This window comes from Trinickia symbiotica, from assembly GCF_002934455.1.
GTDB classification, from domain to species: Bacteria; Pseudomonadota; Gammaproteobacteria; order Burkholderiales; family Burkholderiaceae; genus Trinickia; species Trinickia symbiotica.
The window spans coordinates 202,212-218,994 of record NZ_PTIR01000002.1 but is presented as its reverse complement, the minus strand read 5'-3'; the positions used below and the strand labels follow the sequence as shown (position 1 = coordinate 218,994).

The following is a 16,783-nucleotide window of genomic DNA, read 5'->3' as shown; positions in this document are numbered from 1 at the left end:
ATGCTGTCTGTCAGAACCATGATACCATCACCTCACGCTTGGAGGCGCTTCTTCGACGGACGGAAAACATCGTGGAAGGACACCCTGACGCGTAATGAGACGAGCGGTTGAAGATCGCCATGATTCTCCGGCGCCGATCAGCTCAGGTGGCCGAGCCAGAAGCATTGGCTAAGCGAGGTCCGATGGTCGGCACCCGCAGTAGGCAGTCATCGCTCGCGCTGCCATGGAGGCAAAAATGAGTGAAGAGGTGAGAGAAGTGACCACGGACATAGCTCGATCAGAGCCGCAAGCCGGATTCAGGATCTGGCAATGTGCATTGTGCGGCTTCATTTACGATGAGGCAGAGGGCTTGCCGTCGGAAGGTATTGCGCCCGGAACCCGTTGGGAAGATGTGCCGGACGATTGGGTCTGCCCCGAGTGCTCGGTCGGCAAAGCTGACTTCGACATGGTAGAAGTCTAGGCGGCGAGGGGCCGAGCCCCGCGTTTTGCGGCAGTTGCTGACCCGTTCGGCAAGCGACACCCCGCAGCGCAACGTTTGGCCAAGCCGCAGGCATCGAAGATGCACGCAGAATGGGGTTGAATGACGCCCCTATAGGCCGCTGAGCCTGGTGGCTATAAAGAATGACTCAGCCGCGAAGGCGGTTGAAGGAGACATCCATGAACCCGTCAATGGACCCGCCCATCGAGAAGTGGGGCGAAGGCGCCGAAAGCAGTTCGACCGCGACCGACCAGCAGATACAGCACACGTATCGCAAAGTTGCGCTGAGACTAGTGCCGTTCCTGTTTCTGTGTTGGGTCGTGAATTACCTCGACCGCGTCAATCTCGGCTTCGCCAAGATGTCGCTCTCTCAGGATCTTGCACTTTCCGATGCGGCCTACGGCCTGGGCGTCGGCCTCTTTTCGATCGGCTACGTCCTCTTCGAGGTGCCGAGCAACCTGATGCTGGAAAAGATCGGGGCGAGGCTGACCATGACCCGCATCATGGTCCTCTGGGGTGCTGTAACGTGTTCGATGATGTTCATACATAACACGACGCAGTTCTACCTTGCGCGCATTCTTCTTGGTGCTGCCGAAGCCGGATTCTACCCAGGGCTTCTTCTTTACCTGACCTACTGGTTCCCGTCGGCCCGGCGGGCACGTATTACTTCGCGCTTTCTGCTTTCGATTGCTGTCTCGGGAATCATCGGAGGCCCAATCGCGGGATGGATTCTTCACAGTTTCCACGACGTAGCCGGTCTGCGCGACTGGCAGTGGCTTTTCATGCTCGAAGGACTGCCTGCGGTCCTGCTCGGGGTCATCGCATACTTCTATCTCGACGATAGGCCGAAGGACGCCAAGTGGCTGACCGAGACCGAAAAGCAGATCCTGATCGACAACATCCAGGCAGATAGGCAGTTCAAGGGTTCGGCTGACCATCAGGGGCTGGTCGCGGTTCTCAGGGATCCGCGGGTCTATGTAGTCGTCCTTGCTTCTCTTGTAACGCCCATGCTTGGCATCGTGATGAATTACTGGATCCCCACGATCATCCACCGTGCAGGGGTACGAGACATTCTGCACGTGGCGATGCTTTCCGCCATACCGTCCATTTTCGGTGCGATCGGGATGATTCTGATCGCGCGTCATTCCGACAAACACGTGGAACGACGCTGGCACTACTTCTTCTCTATTGCGATAGGAGCAGTTGGCCTTGTGGCGCTTCCTGAGGTGGGCAGCAATCCAGCGCTGACGATTGGATGCCTGTCGCTCCTCGGCATCGCCTACTACGCAGGCAGCACAATGTTCTGGACCATACCGCCGGCGTATTTCTCAGCCGGATCCGTCGCAGCCGGCATAGCGCTCATGAGCAGCCTCGGGCAGGCCGGGTCGCTGCTCACGCCAACCTGGCTTGGGTGGCTCATGACCAATACGCATAGCATTGCAATTGGTCTGTACACCATTGCGGCAATCGCGCTCGCCGGAGGCGTGATCATCCTGGTCGGCGTGCCGCCGGCCGCGTTGCGTGAGCGTCAGGACACGTCCATTTGATCTTCATCCCGGCCCCGGGCATCAATCAACCACGGTAAGCATGTGCATGGACACGGCAGAATTGAAAGCTGAATTCGATATCAGTACTTCGATTGGGTTCATTGGACTTGGCGCAATGGGAGCACCCATGGCGCGCCACCTTGCTCGGCAGGGCTACAGGCTATTCGTCCACGACTTCAACCGGTCTACGGTCGATTCTGTCGTGCAGTGTGGCGCGCAGGCGGTGCGATCGGCGAGGGAGGTGGCGGATCGATGCAGCATCGTGCTGCTGTGTCTGCCGTCTCTCCCAGCGATCCGGGATGTCGTATTCGGCGACGCCGGTGTTGCCGGTGGTGCCGCCGTTCGCGTCGTGGTGGACTTCTCGACGACCGGAGCGGATTTCGCCCGGGAAACAGCACAACGACTGGCTGCCCGCGGTATTGCGCTGCTCGATTCACCCATTACTGGCAATGTCACGACTGCAGGTAACGGCAAGTTGGGAATCATGTGTTCCGGGCCTCGGGCGGCATACGAAAACGTGGCTGCAGTCATGGCGACGCTCGCCAGTGCCATGGTGCTCTATCTCGGTGAGGAATCGGGCAAGGCGCAGACGCTGAAGTTGCTGAACAACCTGCTGTCCGCGACGGGAATGGCCTCAACATGCGAGGCGTTCATCCTGGGCGTCAAAGCGGGCCTTGCGCCGCGACGGATGCTCGAGATCATCAATTCCGGAGACGCGAGTTCGAGCGCCTCGCGGAACAAATTTGCGCGTTCAGTGCTCCCCCGTCGCTTCGATTTCGGGGCACGTATGGCGATTACGGCGAAGGACATCAGTCTTTCCGTCGAGGAAGCGCAGGGTCGCGGAGTTCCAATGTGGGTAGGACAAGCCGTTCAGCAGATCTGGAAATTCGCTTCCACGCAAGGAGGATACGATCGTGATGGCACCTCTCTCATCACTTACCTGGAACCGTGGGCTGGCATCGAAGTGTTCAGCCCTGATGAGGAACCGTCGTGCCGCATTTCATTTACTGAACCTGCTCACCGGCCGCTCGTGCTGATCTGCGCTGAAGCGGACATGCGCGTGCTGGCGGAGAGGTTGGTCGCCTCCGGATACAGTGGCCGCGAGGACGAGGAAGCACGGCACAACATCCGGCTGCGACTGCCGTACGCCGCCCGGGTCACGGTGACGCTTTTGAGCGTGGCGGAGGATGAATCCGGCGAGTCGATTTCTGTCCGCATTGCAGAGGCAGCTCGTGCGGAGGCTGCAGTAGTCAACATGTGTCCGATGGCCAGGAAAAAAGCCATCGACATCAGGGCGCTGCTTGGCGCGGAGACAGGCTATTGCGACGCCTTGCACACCGGCACGCATCGCGACATTGCGGCAGGCGATGGCGTGATGATTGTCGGAGGAGAGGAGTCAGCCATTCAGGCCGCAGGTCACGCGCTTGTGAATCTGTGCCGTGACGCCTTTCGCATTGGGTCAACAGCCGGCGCTGCGCATCTGATGCTCGACATCCACACTTCGCTGTTCGCGACGCTTCTAGCTGTCACGAGCGAAGCATACGTTGCCGGCGTCAAAGCAGGACTGGCACCCGAGCAGATGGCGAAGATCATGCGTATCGAGACGGGGCGCAATGCGGCAAGTTCGCGAGTTCTGCCACTCGAAGTGGCAACACGAAAATTCAACTACGGCTTCAGTCTCGGCGACACGTCGGCCCGGCTGACTGCTGCGACGAACGAGGCTCGGCAACTCGGCGTGACTACCTGGATCTTCGACAAGGTGCGAGGCCTATACGGTCTCGTGCAGGCGTGCACCGACGCCACTCATGACGTCACAACGGTGGCGCAGCAGTACGAAAGATGGGCTGGTGTCGAAGTGAGGAGTGCCGGATCGACCCATGCTTAGCCGGGTCAGTTGAGGCGCGCGCCAAACGGGGTCGCTTTGCCTCCCCGTATTCACTGGAAATCAACGCAAAGGTCAGCTCAGTATGAACAGCAACGATGTAAGCAAGCCCGCCGGGACGACGCACGTTCCATTCAGAGGGACCACGCACCGCAAGATCGACGAACTGGCGATATGGACCGGCTTGCTGAGCGAAGAGGCGCTCGAACCGGCGCTTCCGATCATCGATCCTCATCACCATATCTGGGATGACGAGCGTGGACGGTACATGTCTTCGGAGTTGATGCAAGACATCTCGAGCGGTCACCGTGTAGAGGCGACGGTGTTCGTGCAGTTCAACACCGGGTACCGGAAAGATGGCCCGGCGTCGATGCAGCCAGTCGGCGAGGTCGAGTTCGCACGTTCGTTCGCGGACGATTGGGCAATGCGAAAGCCAAATGGGCCGCGGCTATGCGAAGGAATTATTGGGCATGCCGATCTGACTCTCGGAGACGACGTGCAAGCCGTGCTCGATGCGATGGCAGAGGCTGGAGGCGAACGGCTCAAGGGCATCCGGCATGGCGCCACCTGGGACAGCGGCAGCGCCGGCTATGGGCGGACCTTCGCGAAGCCACATCTTCTTTCCGACCCGGCGTTCCGACGCGGATTCGCCAAGCTCGCTCCGATGGGCCTTACGTTTGATGCATGGCTTTTCTATCCTCAACTGCCTGACCTTGTTTCGCTTCTGCGCGACTTTCCCGAAGCACCGGTGGTCATGGATCATGCAGGAGGCCTCCTTGGCGTTGATCCGCACACCGATCGCGCGACGGTCTTTGACGCTTGGCGCGAGAATTTGAAGGAGGTCGCAAGGTGCCCGAACGTGTCGGCCAAGATTGGCGGGCTGGGCATGCTTTACACAGGATGGGATTTCCACCTTCGCGACACGCCGCCGTCATCCGAAGATCTCGCCGCGTGCTGGAGGCCGTACGTCGAAACTTGCATCGATCTGTTTGGCCCCGAACGATGCATGTTCGAAAGCAACTTCCCGGTCGACAAGCAGACATGCGGCTACGGTGTTCTCTGGAATGCGTTCAAGCGAATCACCGAGCGCTTCTCGCCGTCAGAGAAGCGTGCGCTTTACAGTGGCACGGCCGCGCGGGTCTACAGGCTGGAACAGCCCATTGGGTGACGCGTTGTAAGCGTCTAGTCTTCTGTATCAACTCCTCGTTTCAGACGCCGGAATTGGCCGTTGCGGTGCGGGCGAGGGCCAGCTCGAGCCCCGTCCCGTATCGTTTCCGGATCCCGCCGATAGGGCGATTCAGTCCTTTCCAGTCTTCCAGCTCCACCTGCCCAACGCGCAGAATCGCACCCGTTAAAACGTCTCTGCGGTTTCATTGGCCGAAACGAGTTTCTTTTATGTTGACGCTGATCCCGTGCCGGTCGTAAAGTGAACGCAACGGGTTGCGTCCGCAAGAAGAGTGGGTTGACAGCTGAGCACGCGAGTTGCCGAGCTCGGCAGGCGCGCCGTGATAAAAGATCAACAGGAGACGGATTTGTCTTATCGTACTGAAACTGTCGCTCAGCGCTACGGTCAGTTCATCGCGAATGCGAGCCTGGAAAGCTTTCCGGGCGACGTCGTACAGCACGGGAAAATGCTGGTGGCCAGCACCTTTGCGAGCGCGGCTTTGGGATCGACGCTGCAATCGAGCAAGCTTATTCGCCAGCTCGAAAAAGAACGCGGCGGAATTCCTGTCAGTACTGCCTGGTTCGGTGGCTGGGATAAGTTGCCACCTGTAGCAGCGGCGCGCCTCAATGGACTCATGAGCGACGCGGCTGCGTCCGACGACAGTGATCTCCGAAACATCGTTCACAGTGGCACGCAAGCTTGCGCGTCCGCTATCGCCGTTGGTGAAGCGCGCAAGGCAAGCGGAACTGAGGTACTGGAAGCCGTCATCGTGGGCTATGAAATTGCGGGGAATATCAACACCTCGATGATTGGCGGCCTGCAACGCAAGGGCTTCCATGGTTGCGTCGTGGCGACTTTCGCTGCGGCCGCTGCGGCGGCGCGTCTTCTGAAACTCACTGCTGATCAGGCAGCACATGCACTGGTTCTCGCGGCAACGTCGTTAGGAGGATTGCACGCTGTCGCGGCAACGAGCCTCGCGCGCGAATACCACGCGGGCAATGCAGCGATGATGGGCGTGTCGGCAGCCGAAGCGGCTAAGCATGGGTACACAGCGGATCTGTCCGGATTCGAGATGCCGAGAGGCTTCTTCGACACGCTTGGCACGGGCTGCCACGGACAGGATGCGGTGGACCAGCTAGGAACGAAGTGGAGCCTCAGGACAGAACTGGGCATCAAACTGGTACCCGGCGGCTCTCCATTCCATGCTGTTGCGGAAGCCGCGGCCATCGCGGCAGAAAAAGGAAATCTCGATGTGGCCGACATCAAGGAGATCGAATTCACACTGCCGGACTACCCGTTCCCTGGGCCTAAGCATCCGACGGATCTGATTGGGATCGCCCACAGCCCTTTCTACTTCGCGGCCGCGGGAGCAGCAGACCGCGAGTACGGGTGGCAGCATGCGCTTCCTGAAAAGATCGCAGATGCACGCATCCGGTCGCTATTCGACCGTGTGACGCGGCTCGATTATGACGTTCCGAACAAGACCGACTTCAAGAGCGGAGCGATCGTGCGGATAACAACGGTTGATGGCGCGGTTCACGAGGCTTGTGTGCTGGCGCCGAAGGGCGCGGCGGTCCGAGGGATTCACTGGGCCGAACTCAGGCAGAAGTATGAGGCGCTGATGCCATACGGTGGAGTGAGCGCAAAGCATGTGGCCGAGAGCTTCAGCCTGATACAGGACATGAACGTCCTGCCGTCCATCCATGATCTGATCGACACGATAAGAGCAGATATGCCGTCGTGAGAGGAGACATGCGCAGTATTTGCGCATATGAGTTAACCATCGCGCGAAAAGCCTTCTTTTTCTGGGGCGGCGCGAACCTGAAGCGAGGAGACGTAAGTGAAAACGTTGAACAGATTTGCAATCGGCATGCTCGTCGCCGCGACCTGCGCATATTCGAACATCGCGTCGTCGGCCGATTTCCCGTCCCGGACGATAAGGATCATCGTCCCGGTTTCGGCGGGAGGCTGGGGAGACGTGACGACCCGTGTCGTTGCGCAAAAGCTCGGTGATGTACTTGGCCAGTCGGTCCTCGTGGACAATCGGACTGGCGCCGGTGGGCTGGTCGGCATTCGATACACGAAGGAGCAGCCGGCGGACGGATACACGCTGATGTCTACTGGGAGCACTATTTCGATCCAGGAGTCGGTCAACAAAGAGCCGGGGTATGACGCGCTCAAAGACTTCACGCTGGTTGGAACCTTCGCACGCTCTCCCGCCCTCGTCATTGCCGGTGCAAAGTCCACCTACAAGAGCTTGGGCGATCTTGTCGCCGATGCTAAAGCGCATCCTGGGCAAATCAGCTTTGGCTCGGCCGGGATCGGGACGACGACGCATATCGCTGCGGCGATGATGCTCAAGCAGGCCAATATACAGATGCAGCATGTGCCGTACAAAGGCAACGGCGCTGCGATGCCGGATGTCATTGCAGGACGGGTGAGCTTCATGGTCGACGCTTATGGCAGCAGCGCCGCCGGCCTTCACGGAGGGCTTCTCAAGGCTCTAGCTGTCACTAGCGATTCGCGGCTTCCCGTGCTCCCAGATGTTCCGACCACCGCTCAACAAGGTCTGCCGGGCTTCACGTATTACTACTGGCTCGGACTTTTTGCGCCCGCAGGAACGCCCAAAGAAGTTGTCAAAAAGATAAACGACGCTCTGGAGAAAGTGCTCAGTGTTCCGGCCTTGAAGGCAAAGCTGGAAGCGCAGGGCACCGAACCGTTCTACAAGACGACTGCGGATTCCACCGCGTTCCTGAAGAAGGATCTGACCGATAACCAGGAGATGATCAGGACCATGGGCGTTCCCAAGCAATAAACCCGCTAAAAGGTGAGGAGCGTGATGCGATCAATTGCCTGCGTTGGCAACCCATCTGAAAGGTGGTTGTCTTCGTTGCGAAAACTGGGAGCCGTGGTGTGGGTCAGCGCGGGCGAAGAAGAGAACGCTGAGTTCTTCAACCGCGGTTGCATGTGCGTCCTGATCGCGTCTGACGTCAATGCTGCGGTTAGTAGACGCATCGTCACCGGGCTGACGCCAGGATCGAACGCTATTGTTGTGGCGCTCATTGATGAACATTCGCGCGAAGGGGACCTGGGCTACCAGCCGGCAGGGCATGTACCGTTCGTATCGGCCGCATTGTCGCTGGACGACGAGGCCGGAGGTCGAGTGTTTCTGTCGGGGGACGCTGCGGCAAGCGAAGGGGCCGCATCCATCTTCACGCGAATGTCCTTGCGCTCGGTGTATTGCGGTATTAATACGAAACACGCCTGGCTGATTTCATTACTCCAGCACGCAATCTGCGGAATCAGCCGGATGGTGACCATCGAGGCTGTCGGCATGACGTTGCGAGCGCGTTTGCCCGTTGACCTTGCAGCATCGGTGATAGGTCGCAGTAGTGGCCGCAGTAGGCAGGCAGAAAAGTTATTCGATGAACTGCTTCAAAGGGAAGGCGGTGATATCCCTATGCCAGAGGCGGTCGCGAGAATGCTATGCAACCTGATCGATGCGGCACTGCCGCTCGGTCTACCGCTTCCGCTCACTTCCTCTGCGACAAGCCTGCTAAGCCTGGAGCCGCCGCGCAGTGCCGACGACGAGCAGCCTGCCACCGATTCGCTGGGCAATTATGAGCGCCTGGTTGGATTGCGAAGAGACATGGTCGTCACCGGTGCGGCACTTGAATATGCTCGAGGCGATGCGCCGCGTTCACCCGTTATAGGCTACGTTGGGCTGGGGGCCATGGGCAGCGCTCTGGCAACGCAGGCCCTACAGGTCGCTCGCGAACTTCATGTCTACGATCCCGATCCGGCGAAAGTCGAGCGCCTGACGCGAAAAGGCGCACGCGCCTCTGCGGACGTTGCTTCTCTCGCTGCAGTATGTGACCTCGTTTTCCTTTGCGTTCCGAGCGCGAAAGAGGTTGAACAGGTCCTGTTCGGCCCCGGCGGGATGTATGCGGCTTTGGCCCGCGGAACGATAGTAATCGACCAGACAACGTGCGGCCCGGCCGAGACAGTTCGCTTTGGCGAGCGGCTCGCGGCCGCGGGAGTAGCAATGATCGACGCTCCGGTGACAGGTGGGCCGGAGGGAGCACGGAACGGCAGCCTCGTTACGATGTGCGGCGGAACGGGCACGGCGTTTTCGCGTGTACGGCCGGTACTCGAGGCGATGGGAGGGGAAGTCGTCTATTTCGGAGCACCCGGCTCTGGTCAGGCAATCAAGCTTGTGAAAAATGCGCTCGCGGCTGGAAACCGGCTGATCGTCTACGAGATGCTGTCTCTTGCGGCAGCGTTTGGCATTCGGATTGACGCATTGCGCGCAGCGCTCTCAACGGAAGCGAGCGCCTCGGGAGCGCTGGACCGTGTCCTGAAATCCATTGAGACAGGTACTCCCACCGCTGATGCCAGTCTCAGAACTGTGGTGAAAGATCAACAGTTGATCGCTTCCATGGGGCGTCTGACGGGGGCTCCTCTCCCTCTGCTCAATATCGTAAGGACGGTGCTCGAGGCAGGATCGCGAATTTTAGGACCGCAGGCACAGGTCGATGAACTCGGCCGCCTCTACGGAATTGGCTCTTTCAAGGAATCGAGGAATCATGAAAAAACTTGACCGGTTTTACATCGACGGTAAATGGACGGTACCTGTAGGCACGGAACGCTTCGAACTGATCAACCCCGCAACTGAAGAAGCCTACGGACACGTTACGCTCGGGACCGCGGAAGATGTCGACGCGGCGGTTGTCGCAGCGCGGCGGGCATTCCCGTCGTTCTCGCAATCGAAGAAAGAATGGCGGATGGAACTCCTCAGCAGCATTGTTGAGTCACTGCTGAAGCGGGAGCCGGACCTGATGGATGCCGTAACCGAAGAGATGGGCGCCCCGAGCAGTTTGAAAGGGCAGACGGGAACTGCGGTTCAGGCGTTCCGTCAGGCGATCGTCACGCTGCGTGACTACTCGTTCGAGCATATGCTCGGCGACAACGTGATTCGCCGGGAGCCCATTGGTGTCTGCGGCCTCATCTCTGCTTGGAATTGGCCATTGCAGCTGATGTGTCAGAAGCTTGCATCGGCATTCGCCGCTGGTTGTACGGTCGTTGCAAAGCCAAGCGAATTTACTCCGCTCAGTGCTGTCGTGCTCGCAGACGCGCTCGACGCCGCGGGCGTGCCACCGGGAGTGTTCAATCTAGTGAACGGGAATGGACCGACTGTCGGCGAGGCGATCTCGCGTCACGCCGACATCGATATGGTCTCTTTTACCGGGTCAACACGTGCTGGCGTGATGGTGGCGCAGGCTGCGGCCGGCACGGTGAAGCGGGTGTGCCAGGAGCTGGGTGGAAAATCCGCCAACATCATTCTGCCTGACGCGGATCTTGCGGCGGCTGCGCGGTTCAATGTCTCGCGGGGCTTTTCGAACACGGGGCAGTCCTGCCATTCGCCAACGCGCATCCTTGTTTCGGAAAACCAGGCAGACAAACTGATCGCGCTGATCCGGGAAGAAGCCGAATCGGTCAAGGTAGGCGACCCGCGGAACCCTGAAACCACTATTGGGCCTGTTGTCAATCGAGCGCAGTTCGAACGGGTTCAGCACTTCATCGAGCGTGGCATTGAAGAAGGCGCGAAAGTCGTCACGGGCGGCCCGGGTCGCCCCGAAGGCATCAATAAAGGCTTCTTCATTCGACCCACAGTGTTCTCGGACGTCCGCCGGGACATGACGATTGCGCAGGAGGAGATCTTCGGTCCCGTGCTATCCGTCATCACCTATCATGATATCGATGACGCCGTCGACATCGCCAATGGAACCCGCTACGGCCTAGGCGGATATATCTTTTCCTCGAATGTGGAGAAGGCTCGCCAGCTCGCTGAGCGCATGCAGGCAGGCCGCATTTTCCTCAACGGCGCTTCATCGAATAACGTCGCGCCGATGGGCGGCTACAAACAGTCGGGTAATGGCCGGGAGATGGGCGTCTTCGGACTTGAAGAATATCTCGAAGTGAAGGCAATGATCGGCTTCGCGAACTCAGCAGCCTAGGGCACCCCGACTGCGCCCAGATACTGAATAGACCAGATCTCGGCGCGTCGGCAATTCATGATCTTGAGGTGGCATCGTCGCTTTATGCCATCCAGATAACGGGGCATGTCAAAGCGACGACTTAACCTGCTGATTTCGGGACGTCGACGCCTCGACTTTGCCCACCAGCGAGTGGTGCGGTTTGCTAGCCATGATAGCGATCAGACTGACTACGCCAATGAGCAGGGTGTAACCGAAAAACACGCGGATGCCCCCGTTCTGGTAAGCGATCAACGCGGTTGCAATAATCGGCAGCGGGCCTCCGAAGATCGCACCGGACATCTGGTAGCCGGCCGAGATGCCCGTGTAGCGTACCGATGTCGGGAACATGTCGGAAAACAATGACGCCTGTGAACTGTGGCATGCGGCATGACCGATCCCAAGAACCCAGATATAACCGGCGACCATGCCTGCATACGAGCGTGCCTCCACTGCCAGGCAGAAGGGGATAGCACCTGCCAGAAGCGCAACGATGCCCCATACGAAGACCTTACGGCGACCGATCGCGTCGGCCAACATGCCGTAGATCGGGATCATCACCATCTCGACCGCAGCTCCGATCGACACTGCAATGAGCATGTCGGCCTGCGCCATCTTGAGCTTCGACACCGAATACGCGACCATCGCGACGGCACAGGTATAGAAGAACGTATTCGGCGCTGCTTGCGCAAACAGGACGCCGAGCAGCTGACGCGGGTATTCGCGCAGTACGGTCATCACCGGAAGTTTTTCGATGTTGCCGGAGGCTTTCGCCTTCACAAATGCGGGAGACTCGGCCACCCGGTTACGGATGTAGATGCCTACCATCAGCATGGCGGCACTCAGAACGAACGGGACGCGCCAGCCCCATGCCATCAGCGCCTGCTTGTCGAGTGCCGTCATGGCAAGAAACGTGAGATTGCCGAGCAGCAAACCAAAAAACGCCGCGCTCTGCGGGACACTGCCGAATAGTCCGCGCCGCTTCTCGTCAGCATGCTCGACGACGGCTACGATCGCACCTCCGTATTCGGCACCGGCCGACAGACCTTGTACGATCCGCAGAAGCACGAGCAGGACCGCGCCGATATATCCGGCGCTATCGTATGTCGGCAACAGTCCGATCAGGGTGGTTGCCGCACCCATGATCACAAAGCTCCACAGAAGTGTTGTCTTGCGGCCTACCTTGTCGCCCAGATGCCCGGCAATCACACCTCCGATTGGGCGGACCAGCCAGGCCGTCGCGAATGTCATGAAGCCAAACATCGCGCCCATCGTCGGATCGACAGCCGGGAAGAAGAGCTTGTTCAGGAACAGCGCCGAAACTGTGCCGAAGATGAAAAAGTCATACCACTCGATCGTCGACCCGATGAACGTGGATGCGATGATGAGGCGCTTTTGCCGCGTCGTTGCCGATGCTGGACTTGCCATCGTTTGTCTCCGTGAACTTGATATCTATTCTCGTGGTCGGGTGGCTTCACCTCGCTTGGCCACCTGAACGAATCTATTCCGGTTTTTTGACAGGGTCAACGTTTCCAGAATTCGTTTCGATCAACGAAACTTTCGGCGCGCCGGGTTTGGTGGTCATAATGAGCAGCCAGGAGCAGCGCAAGAAGAAGCGATGCGCTCATATCCGGTTGAGACACTCATGAGGAACGGATTTTGAAGATTCTTGTTACTGGTGGTGCAGGCTTTGTCGGCGCATACATTTTCGAGGCCCTGACGGAAGCGGGAAGCGAGGTCTATGCGTATGACCGGGCGCAGGTTGCATCCGATCTAGCGTGGGTCGCCAAGGATTTGCCCGACGCGCTGATTTCCGGCGAGATCGCAGACGTCGCCTCCCTGTCTTCGGCGTGCAGGAGCGTCAGGCCGGACGTCATCGTGCACGCGGCGGCGCGTGTGGGGTTGGAGCCGTCGCTCGAAGACCCGAGCGGTTTCTACCAGACCAACGTGATGGGTTTCGTTAACGTTTGCGAAGTAGCGCGTGCGCTCGATGTCCGGAAAATTGTTCTGATTTCAAGCAACACAGCATGTCATGCCGGAGTCGGGCCCGTGCAGAAAGAAGCCGATCCCGCGTTTTCGATAGTGCGCGCAAACCCCTCCGCTCACTACGGCACGTCGAAGATGATTGCCGAGGCAATCGGGATGTCTTACGGTCAATTTCACGGCATCGATTTCCTGGCGCTTCGTGTTGCTGCCGTATACGGTTTTGGAATGCGAACACCGCTCTACATCAAACCGATGATCGAGAATGCAGTCGACGGGATCAGGACGACATTCTCGACGGGGGGACGAATGAAGCGCGATCTGACACATGTGCGGGACGTAGCTCGGGCAGTCGCGGCAGCGGTTCACTTCGACGGCACACAGCCCGGCCAGTCGCACGTCATCAATATTGCAGCAGGGAGCCTCGTGTCGCCGACGGAGATTGCACGCATTGTGCGGAGTATGGTGCCTGGCGCCGAGATAGAGATCGGTGATGCCTTGACGCCGCTAGAGGAAGAAAACCTGAAGTCGCGCGTTCCGCTCGACATCAAGCTGGCTAGGGATTCGTTGGGCTGGACACCGCAGTTCCAGATCGCACGCGGAATCGCTGAATACTTGCAGACCTACCGGAAATACCGGGAATCCTGACGCGCCGTTAAAGCCGGCTTTGCCGGCATGTCGCCGTCATCTGTCTGTTTAGCGAACTGCACTTCAGCACGAGACGGCGCCGGGGCTCACCGGCGCTGCGATAGTGACAGTTAGAACTTGTGGCGAATGCCGATGCGGATCGCCAACTGACGGTCCGACGTCGATGGCGTCAACTGGTTGATCGAGGCGACAGCCGTTTTGCCGGTGGAGTCTTTGCCATGCGCGTGCTGAAATGTTGCGACAGTGTAAAGATCCGTCCGCTTCGACAGAAAATAGTCAATGCCGGCCGACCCCTGATGATAGGTTGCTGAGCTTTGACCCGCGGCGCCGCTGTTGTGGGTGTAGTCGTACGCGACGCCGGCCACGAGAGCAGGGTTGATCTGGTACCTGAAGTTCACTTCTGCGTTGTTGAAGGTCGCGGTTCCGGAGATGCCGCCAGTTGGTACGGGACCGCTGGTCCTGTCGCCGAGACTCATGAACTTGGTGTTCGAGTATGTCGCCCCCACTGTGGCAGCCCCGAACGTATAAGCGGCACCTGCACCGATCACCTGTAATGTATGAGCCGATGCGTATCCAGAGATGACCGGTGACGAACCCAGGTTGGATCCGGGCACGCCGCCAGTCGTGGCCGCCTGCGTACCTCCGCTCCCATAGAAGGAGGTGTTGGGATTGCGGACATTCAGGTATCCAATGCCCGCCAGAAGTGGGCCGTTGTCATAACTAGCGCCGAGAGACCAGATCTGATTGCGGCTGACGTTGCCCGCGACACCGCCGAGAGAGTAGGTACCCCCGAATGTGAGTCCGGCGATCGGTTGGCTCGTGTATTTGATTTCGTTGTTGACGCGGTACGTGTTGTTGAAGTTGTCGAGATCGGCTGGATGCGCGGCCATGTAGCCGCCCCATTGATCGCCGACTATAAACCGGCCCAGATTGTCGACGACCATGTCGTACTGACGGCCGAGCGTCAAAGTCCCATATGGGCTACCGAGGCCGACATACGCCTGGCGACCGAATAGCAGGCCGCCTTGGCCCATCTTGCCGTTATTAACGTCGAAGCCGCTTTCAAGTACAAAAAGGGCGCTCAGTCCACCGCCGAGGTCTTCACGGCCTTTGAGTCCCCACCGGCTCCCTTGCAGGACGCCGCTCGAAAGATTGTAAAGGCGATGTCCATCTGCGTTGCTGTTGTAGTTGATACCTTCGTCAATGATCCCGTACAAGGTCACACTGTTCTGGGCATAGACGGACAAACTGGACATGCCAAGCGCGGCAAGCGCAAACAACTGCTTTCGCATCATCTGTCTCCAATGTCTTGTAGTAGGTGCATAAACGCGATGCCATTCCAGAATGGACATGCGCACGGTCTCACTGTCGCAGGCGTGGCAAGGTAGGGCGTCCACGACCACCGCTATCTAGCCGAACACGAGCACGCGTTTCCGAATCTATCCACCGAGCGCGGGCGAGTCAATTAATCGGAATCAGTGCCGTACATTGGAACTAGAGTTCCATTCGAAGTGTGATCCTGAGCCGAGGAACGACGGCGCGTCACCCTTCGATAGCGTCTTCGTCCAGCCAAGAGAGGGCACGACCGACCTCGCTTGCAACAAGGGTCACGCCGAGCCCTGCCATCAGCAGCGCGCGTAGCGCGTCTTTGGTCAGACCTTGTGCCATTGCGCGACGCGCGTGGATCTTGAAGGGGAACTCATGTCCCAAGACGGCAAACTGCATTGTGAGCACGACCTCACGAAGGCCGCCGTCGACGGCGGTGGACGCCGAAACCGCGACGCGCATCCTCTCGTAGTGGCGCATGGCTTCTGGATTCGCGTCCGCCAATCGCTGAGATGATGGGATTCGAGGTTTCGTCTTCATGAAAAGGATTCTGTAGGCAGCGTTCACCGACTTGCGGCGGCATGACGTATCGCTGACCGCTAGATACGGCGATGTGCTGCCTCGAGCAGGCGGGGATTTTCGCGCGGCGGGTTAACTGGTGTGAGACGGCTTCGCTGACAAGGCGAGACCGAGACCAGCGGGCTTGAGTAGACTCAGGTTATGCCTGTTTCGGATTGCGATGCAAGCCAGTGAACCGAGTTTCATTGTTCGGAACAAAAAGGGGACTTCAAGTGATGCAAACGAATCGAACCGACATAGCGGATCTGATCTACTTTCTTGCTATTGCACGCCACAGGAGCTTCAGTCGTGCGGCGATCGAGCTGGGCGTCAGCGCTTCCGCGCTCAGTCATGCGTTGAAGGGGCTCGAGAACCGCCTCGGGGTTCGCCTCCTGAACCGGACTACTAAAAGCGTAACGTTGACGGCCGCCGGTGACGCGCTCGCGACATCGATCGGGCAGCCGTTCGAGGCGATCGATAACGCAGTCGAGACGTTGAATCGTTTCCGGGACGCGCCGGCGGGTCGCATCCGCATCAATGTTGCCGTCGAGGCAGCAACGCTGCTCGTGGCCCCCGTACTGCCCACGTTCGTCGAGCGGTTTCCCGGCGTGGAGCTCGACATCGTTGCGAACAATCGAATGGTCGACGTGACAGAAGGCGGGTTCGATGCAGGCATTCGCTACGGCGGTACTGTGCCGGAAGACATGATTGCCCAGCGGCTTTCCGCCGATATTCGTTGGGTCGTGGCAGGGGCACCGGGTTATGTCGATCGATTCGGCGCCCCTATCCATCCCAACGACCTTCTGCATCATCGCTGCGTGAGCAATCGGCTTGGCGATGACCGGATATATCGCTGGGAGTTTGAACGGGCCGGTGAGAAGCTGTCTATAACAGTTCCATCGTCCATCATCGTCGATCATGCCGAGACGGGTCTCGTTGCGGTGCTGGGCGGGGCAGGGCTGATGTACTTTCCCGAACCACTGGTCGCGCCATACGTCAACGAAGGCCGGCTGCGTATCGTTTTGTCGGACTGGGCCCCTTGCGAGCCCGGCTTCCATATTTATTATTCGGGCCGGCGCCAGGTACCTACGGGCCTTCGTCTCTTGATCGAGCTGGTGCGGGAGCTTCGACCGCTTGGCCTATGACGATGACAGCGGCAAT

General features: G+C 59.0%; 13 protein-coding genes. 10 read left to right on the top strand and 3 right to left on the bottom strand.

Annotated features, from left to right (window positions below; translation table 11 throughout):
• Positions 1-235: 235 nt before the first annotated feature.
• The 8 genes from B0G57_RS04730 to B0G57_RS04695 all read left to right on the top strand — a co-directional run bounded on the left by B0G57_RS04730 (position 236) and on the right by B0G57_RS04695 (position 11,089).
• Complete coding sequence (locus tag B0G57_RS04730) at positions 236-460, top strand: rubredoxin (RefSeq protein WP_102606743.1); 225 nt, start codon at positions 236-238, stop codon at positions 458-460.
• 197 nt (positions 461-657) lie between these two features.
• Positions 658-2,025 (top strand): MFS transporter, encoded by a 1,368-nt coding sequence (locus tag B0G57_RS04725; RefSeq protein WP_223258543.1) that lies wholly within the window; start codon positions 658-660, stop codon positions 2,023-2,025.
• Positions 2,026-2,071: 46 nt separating this feature from the next.
• Entirely contained in the window at positions 2,072-3,910 is a 1,839-nt protein-coding gene (locus B0G57_RS04720; protein ID WP_158256602.1) for an NAD-binding protein, read from the top strand.
• An 82-nt stretch (positions 3,911-3,992) separates the two neighbouring features.
• Positions 3,993-5,075 carry an amidohydrolase family protein gene (locus B0G57_RS04715; protein ID WP_018439447.1) on the top strand — a complete coding sequence of 361 codons (1,083 nt, stop codon included), beginning with the start codon at positions 3,993-3,995 and terminating at the stop codon, positions 5,073-5,075.
• Between the two features lie 337 nt (positions 5,076-5,412).
• On the top strand, positions 5,413-6,816 hold the full coding sequence (locus B0G57_RS04710) for an MmgE/PrpD family protein (RefSeq protein WP_158256601.1): 1,404 nt from the start codon (positions 5,413-5,415) through the stop codon (positions 6,814-6,816).
• A gap of 96 nt (positions 6,817-6,912) precedes the next feature.
• Positions 6,913-7,887 carry a Bug family tripartite tricarboxylate transporter substrate binding protein gene (locus tag B0G57_RS04705; protein ID WP_026229450.1) on the top strand — a complete coding sequence of 325 codons (975 nt, stop codon included), beginning with the start codon at positions 6,913-6,915 and terminating at the stop codon, positions 7,885-7,887.
• 75 nt (positions 7,888-7,962) lie between these two features.
• Positions 7,963-9,672: an NAD(P)-dependent oxidoreductase gene (locus tag B0G57_RS04700; protein WP_158256600.1), complete on the top strand. Its 1,710-nt coding sequence runs from the start codon at positions 7,963-7,965 to the stop codon at positions 9,670-9,672.
• Entirely contained in the window at positions 9,659-11,089 is a 1,431-nt protein-coding gene (locus B0G57_RS04695) for an aldehyde dehydrogenase family protein (RefSeq protein WP_018439452.1), read from the top strand. Before B0G57_RS04700 ends, B0G57_RS04695 begins: the two co-directional genes overlap by 14 nt.
• A gap of 108 nt (positions 11,090-11,197) precedes the next feature.
• Here B0G57_RS04695 and B0G57_RS04690 read toward each other — a convergent pair whose 3' ends face one another.
• On the bottom strand, positions 11,198-12,535 hold the full coding sequence (locus tag B0G57_RS04690; protein WP_018439453.1) for an MFS transporter: 1,338 nt from the start codon (positions 12,533-12,535) through the stop codon (positions 11,198-11,200).
• A gap of 231 nt (positions 12,536-12,766) precedes the next feature.
• Here B0G57_RS04690 and B0G57_RS04685 point away from each other — a divergent pair, with 231 nt between their 5' ends.
• Positions 12,767-13,738 (top strand): NAD-dependent epimerase/dehydratase family protein, encoded by a 972-nt coding sequence (locus tag B0G57_RS04685; RefSeq protein ID WP_018439454.1) that lies wholly within the window; start codon positions 12,767-12,769, stop codon positions 13,736-13,738.
• A gap of 110 nt (positions 13,739-13,848) precedes the next feature.
• On the opposite strand, the gene B0G57_RS04680 is transcribed toward B0G57_RS04685, so the two are convergent.
• Complete coding sequence (locus B0G57_RS04680; RefSeq protein ID WP_026229451.1) at positions 13,849-15,030, bottom strand: porin; 1,182 nt, start codon at positions 15,028-15,030, stop codon at positions 13,849-13,851.
• Positions 15,031-15,280: 250 nt separating this feature from the next.
• Positions 15,281-15,604, bottom strand: coding sequence for a carboxymuconolactone decarboxylase family protein (locus tag B0G57_RS04675; RefSeq protein ID WP_146013312.1), 324 nt, complete (start codon positions 15,602-15,604; stop codon positions 15,281-15,283).
• Positions 15,605-15,858: 254 nt separating this feature from the next.
• Here B0G57_RS04675 and B0G57_RS04670 point away from each other — a divergent pair, with 254 nt between their 5' ends.
• Entirely contained in the window at positions 15,859-16,767 is a 909-nt protein-coding gene (locus B0G57_RS04670; protein WP_018439457.1) for a LysR family transcriptional regulator, read from the top strand.
• Positions 16,768-16,783 lie beyond the last annotated feature (16 nt).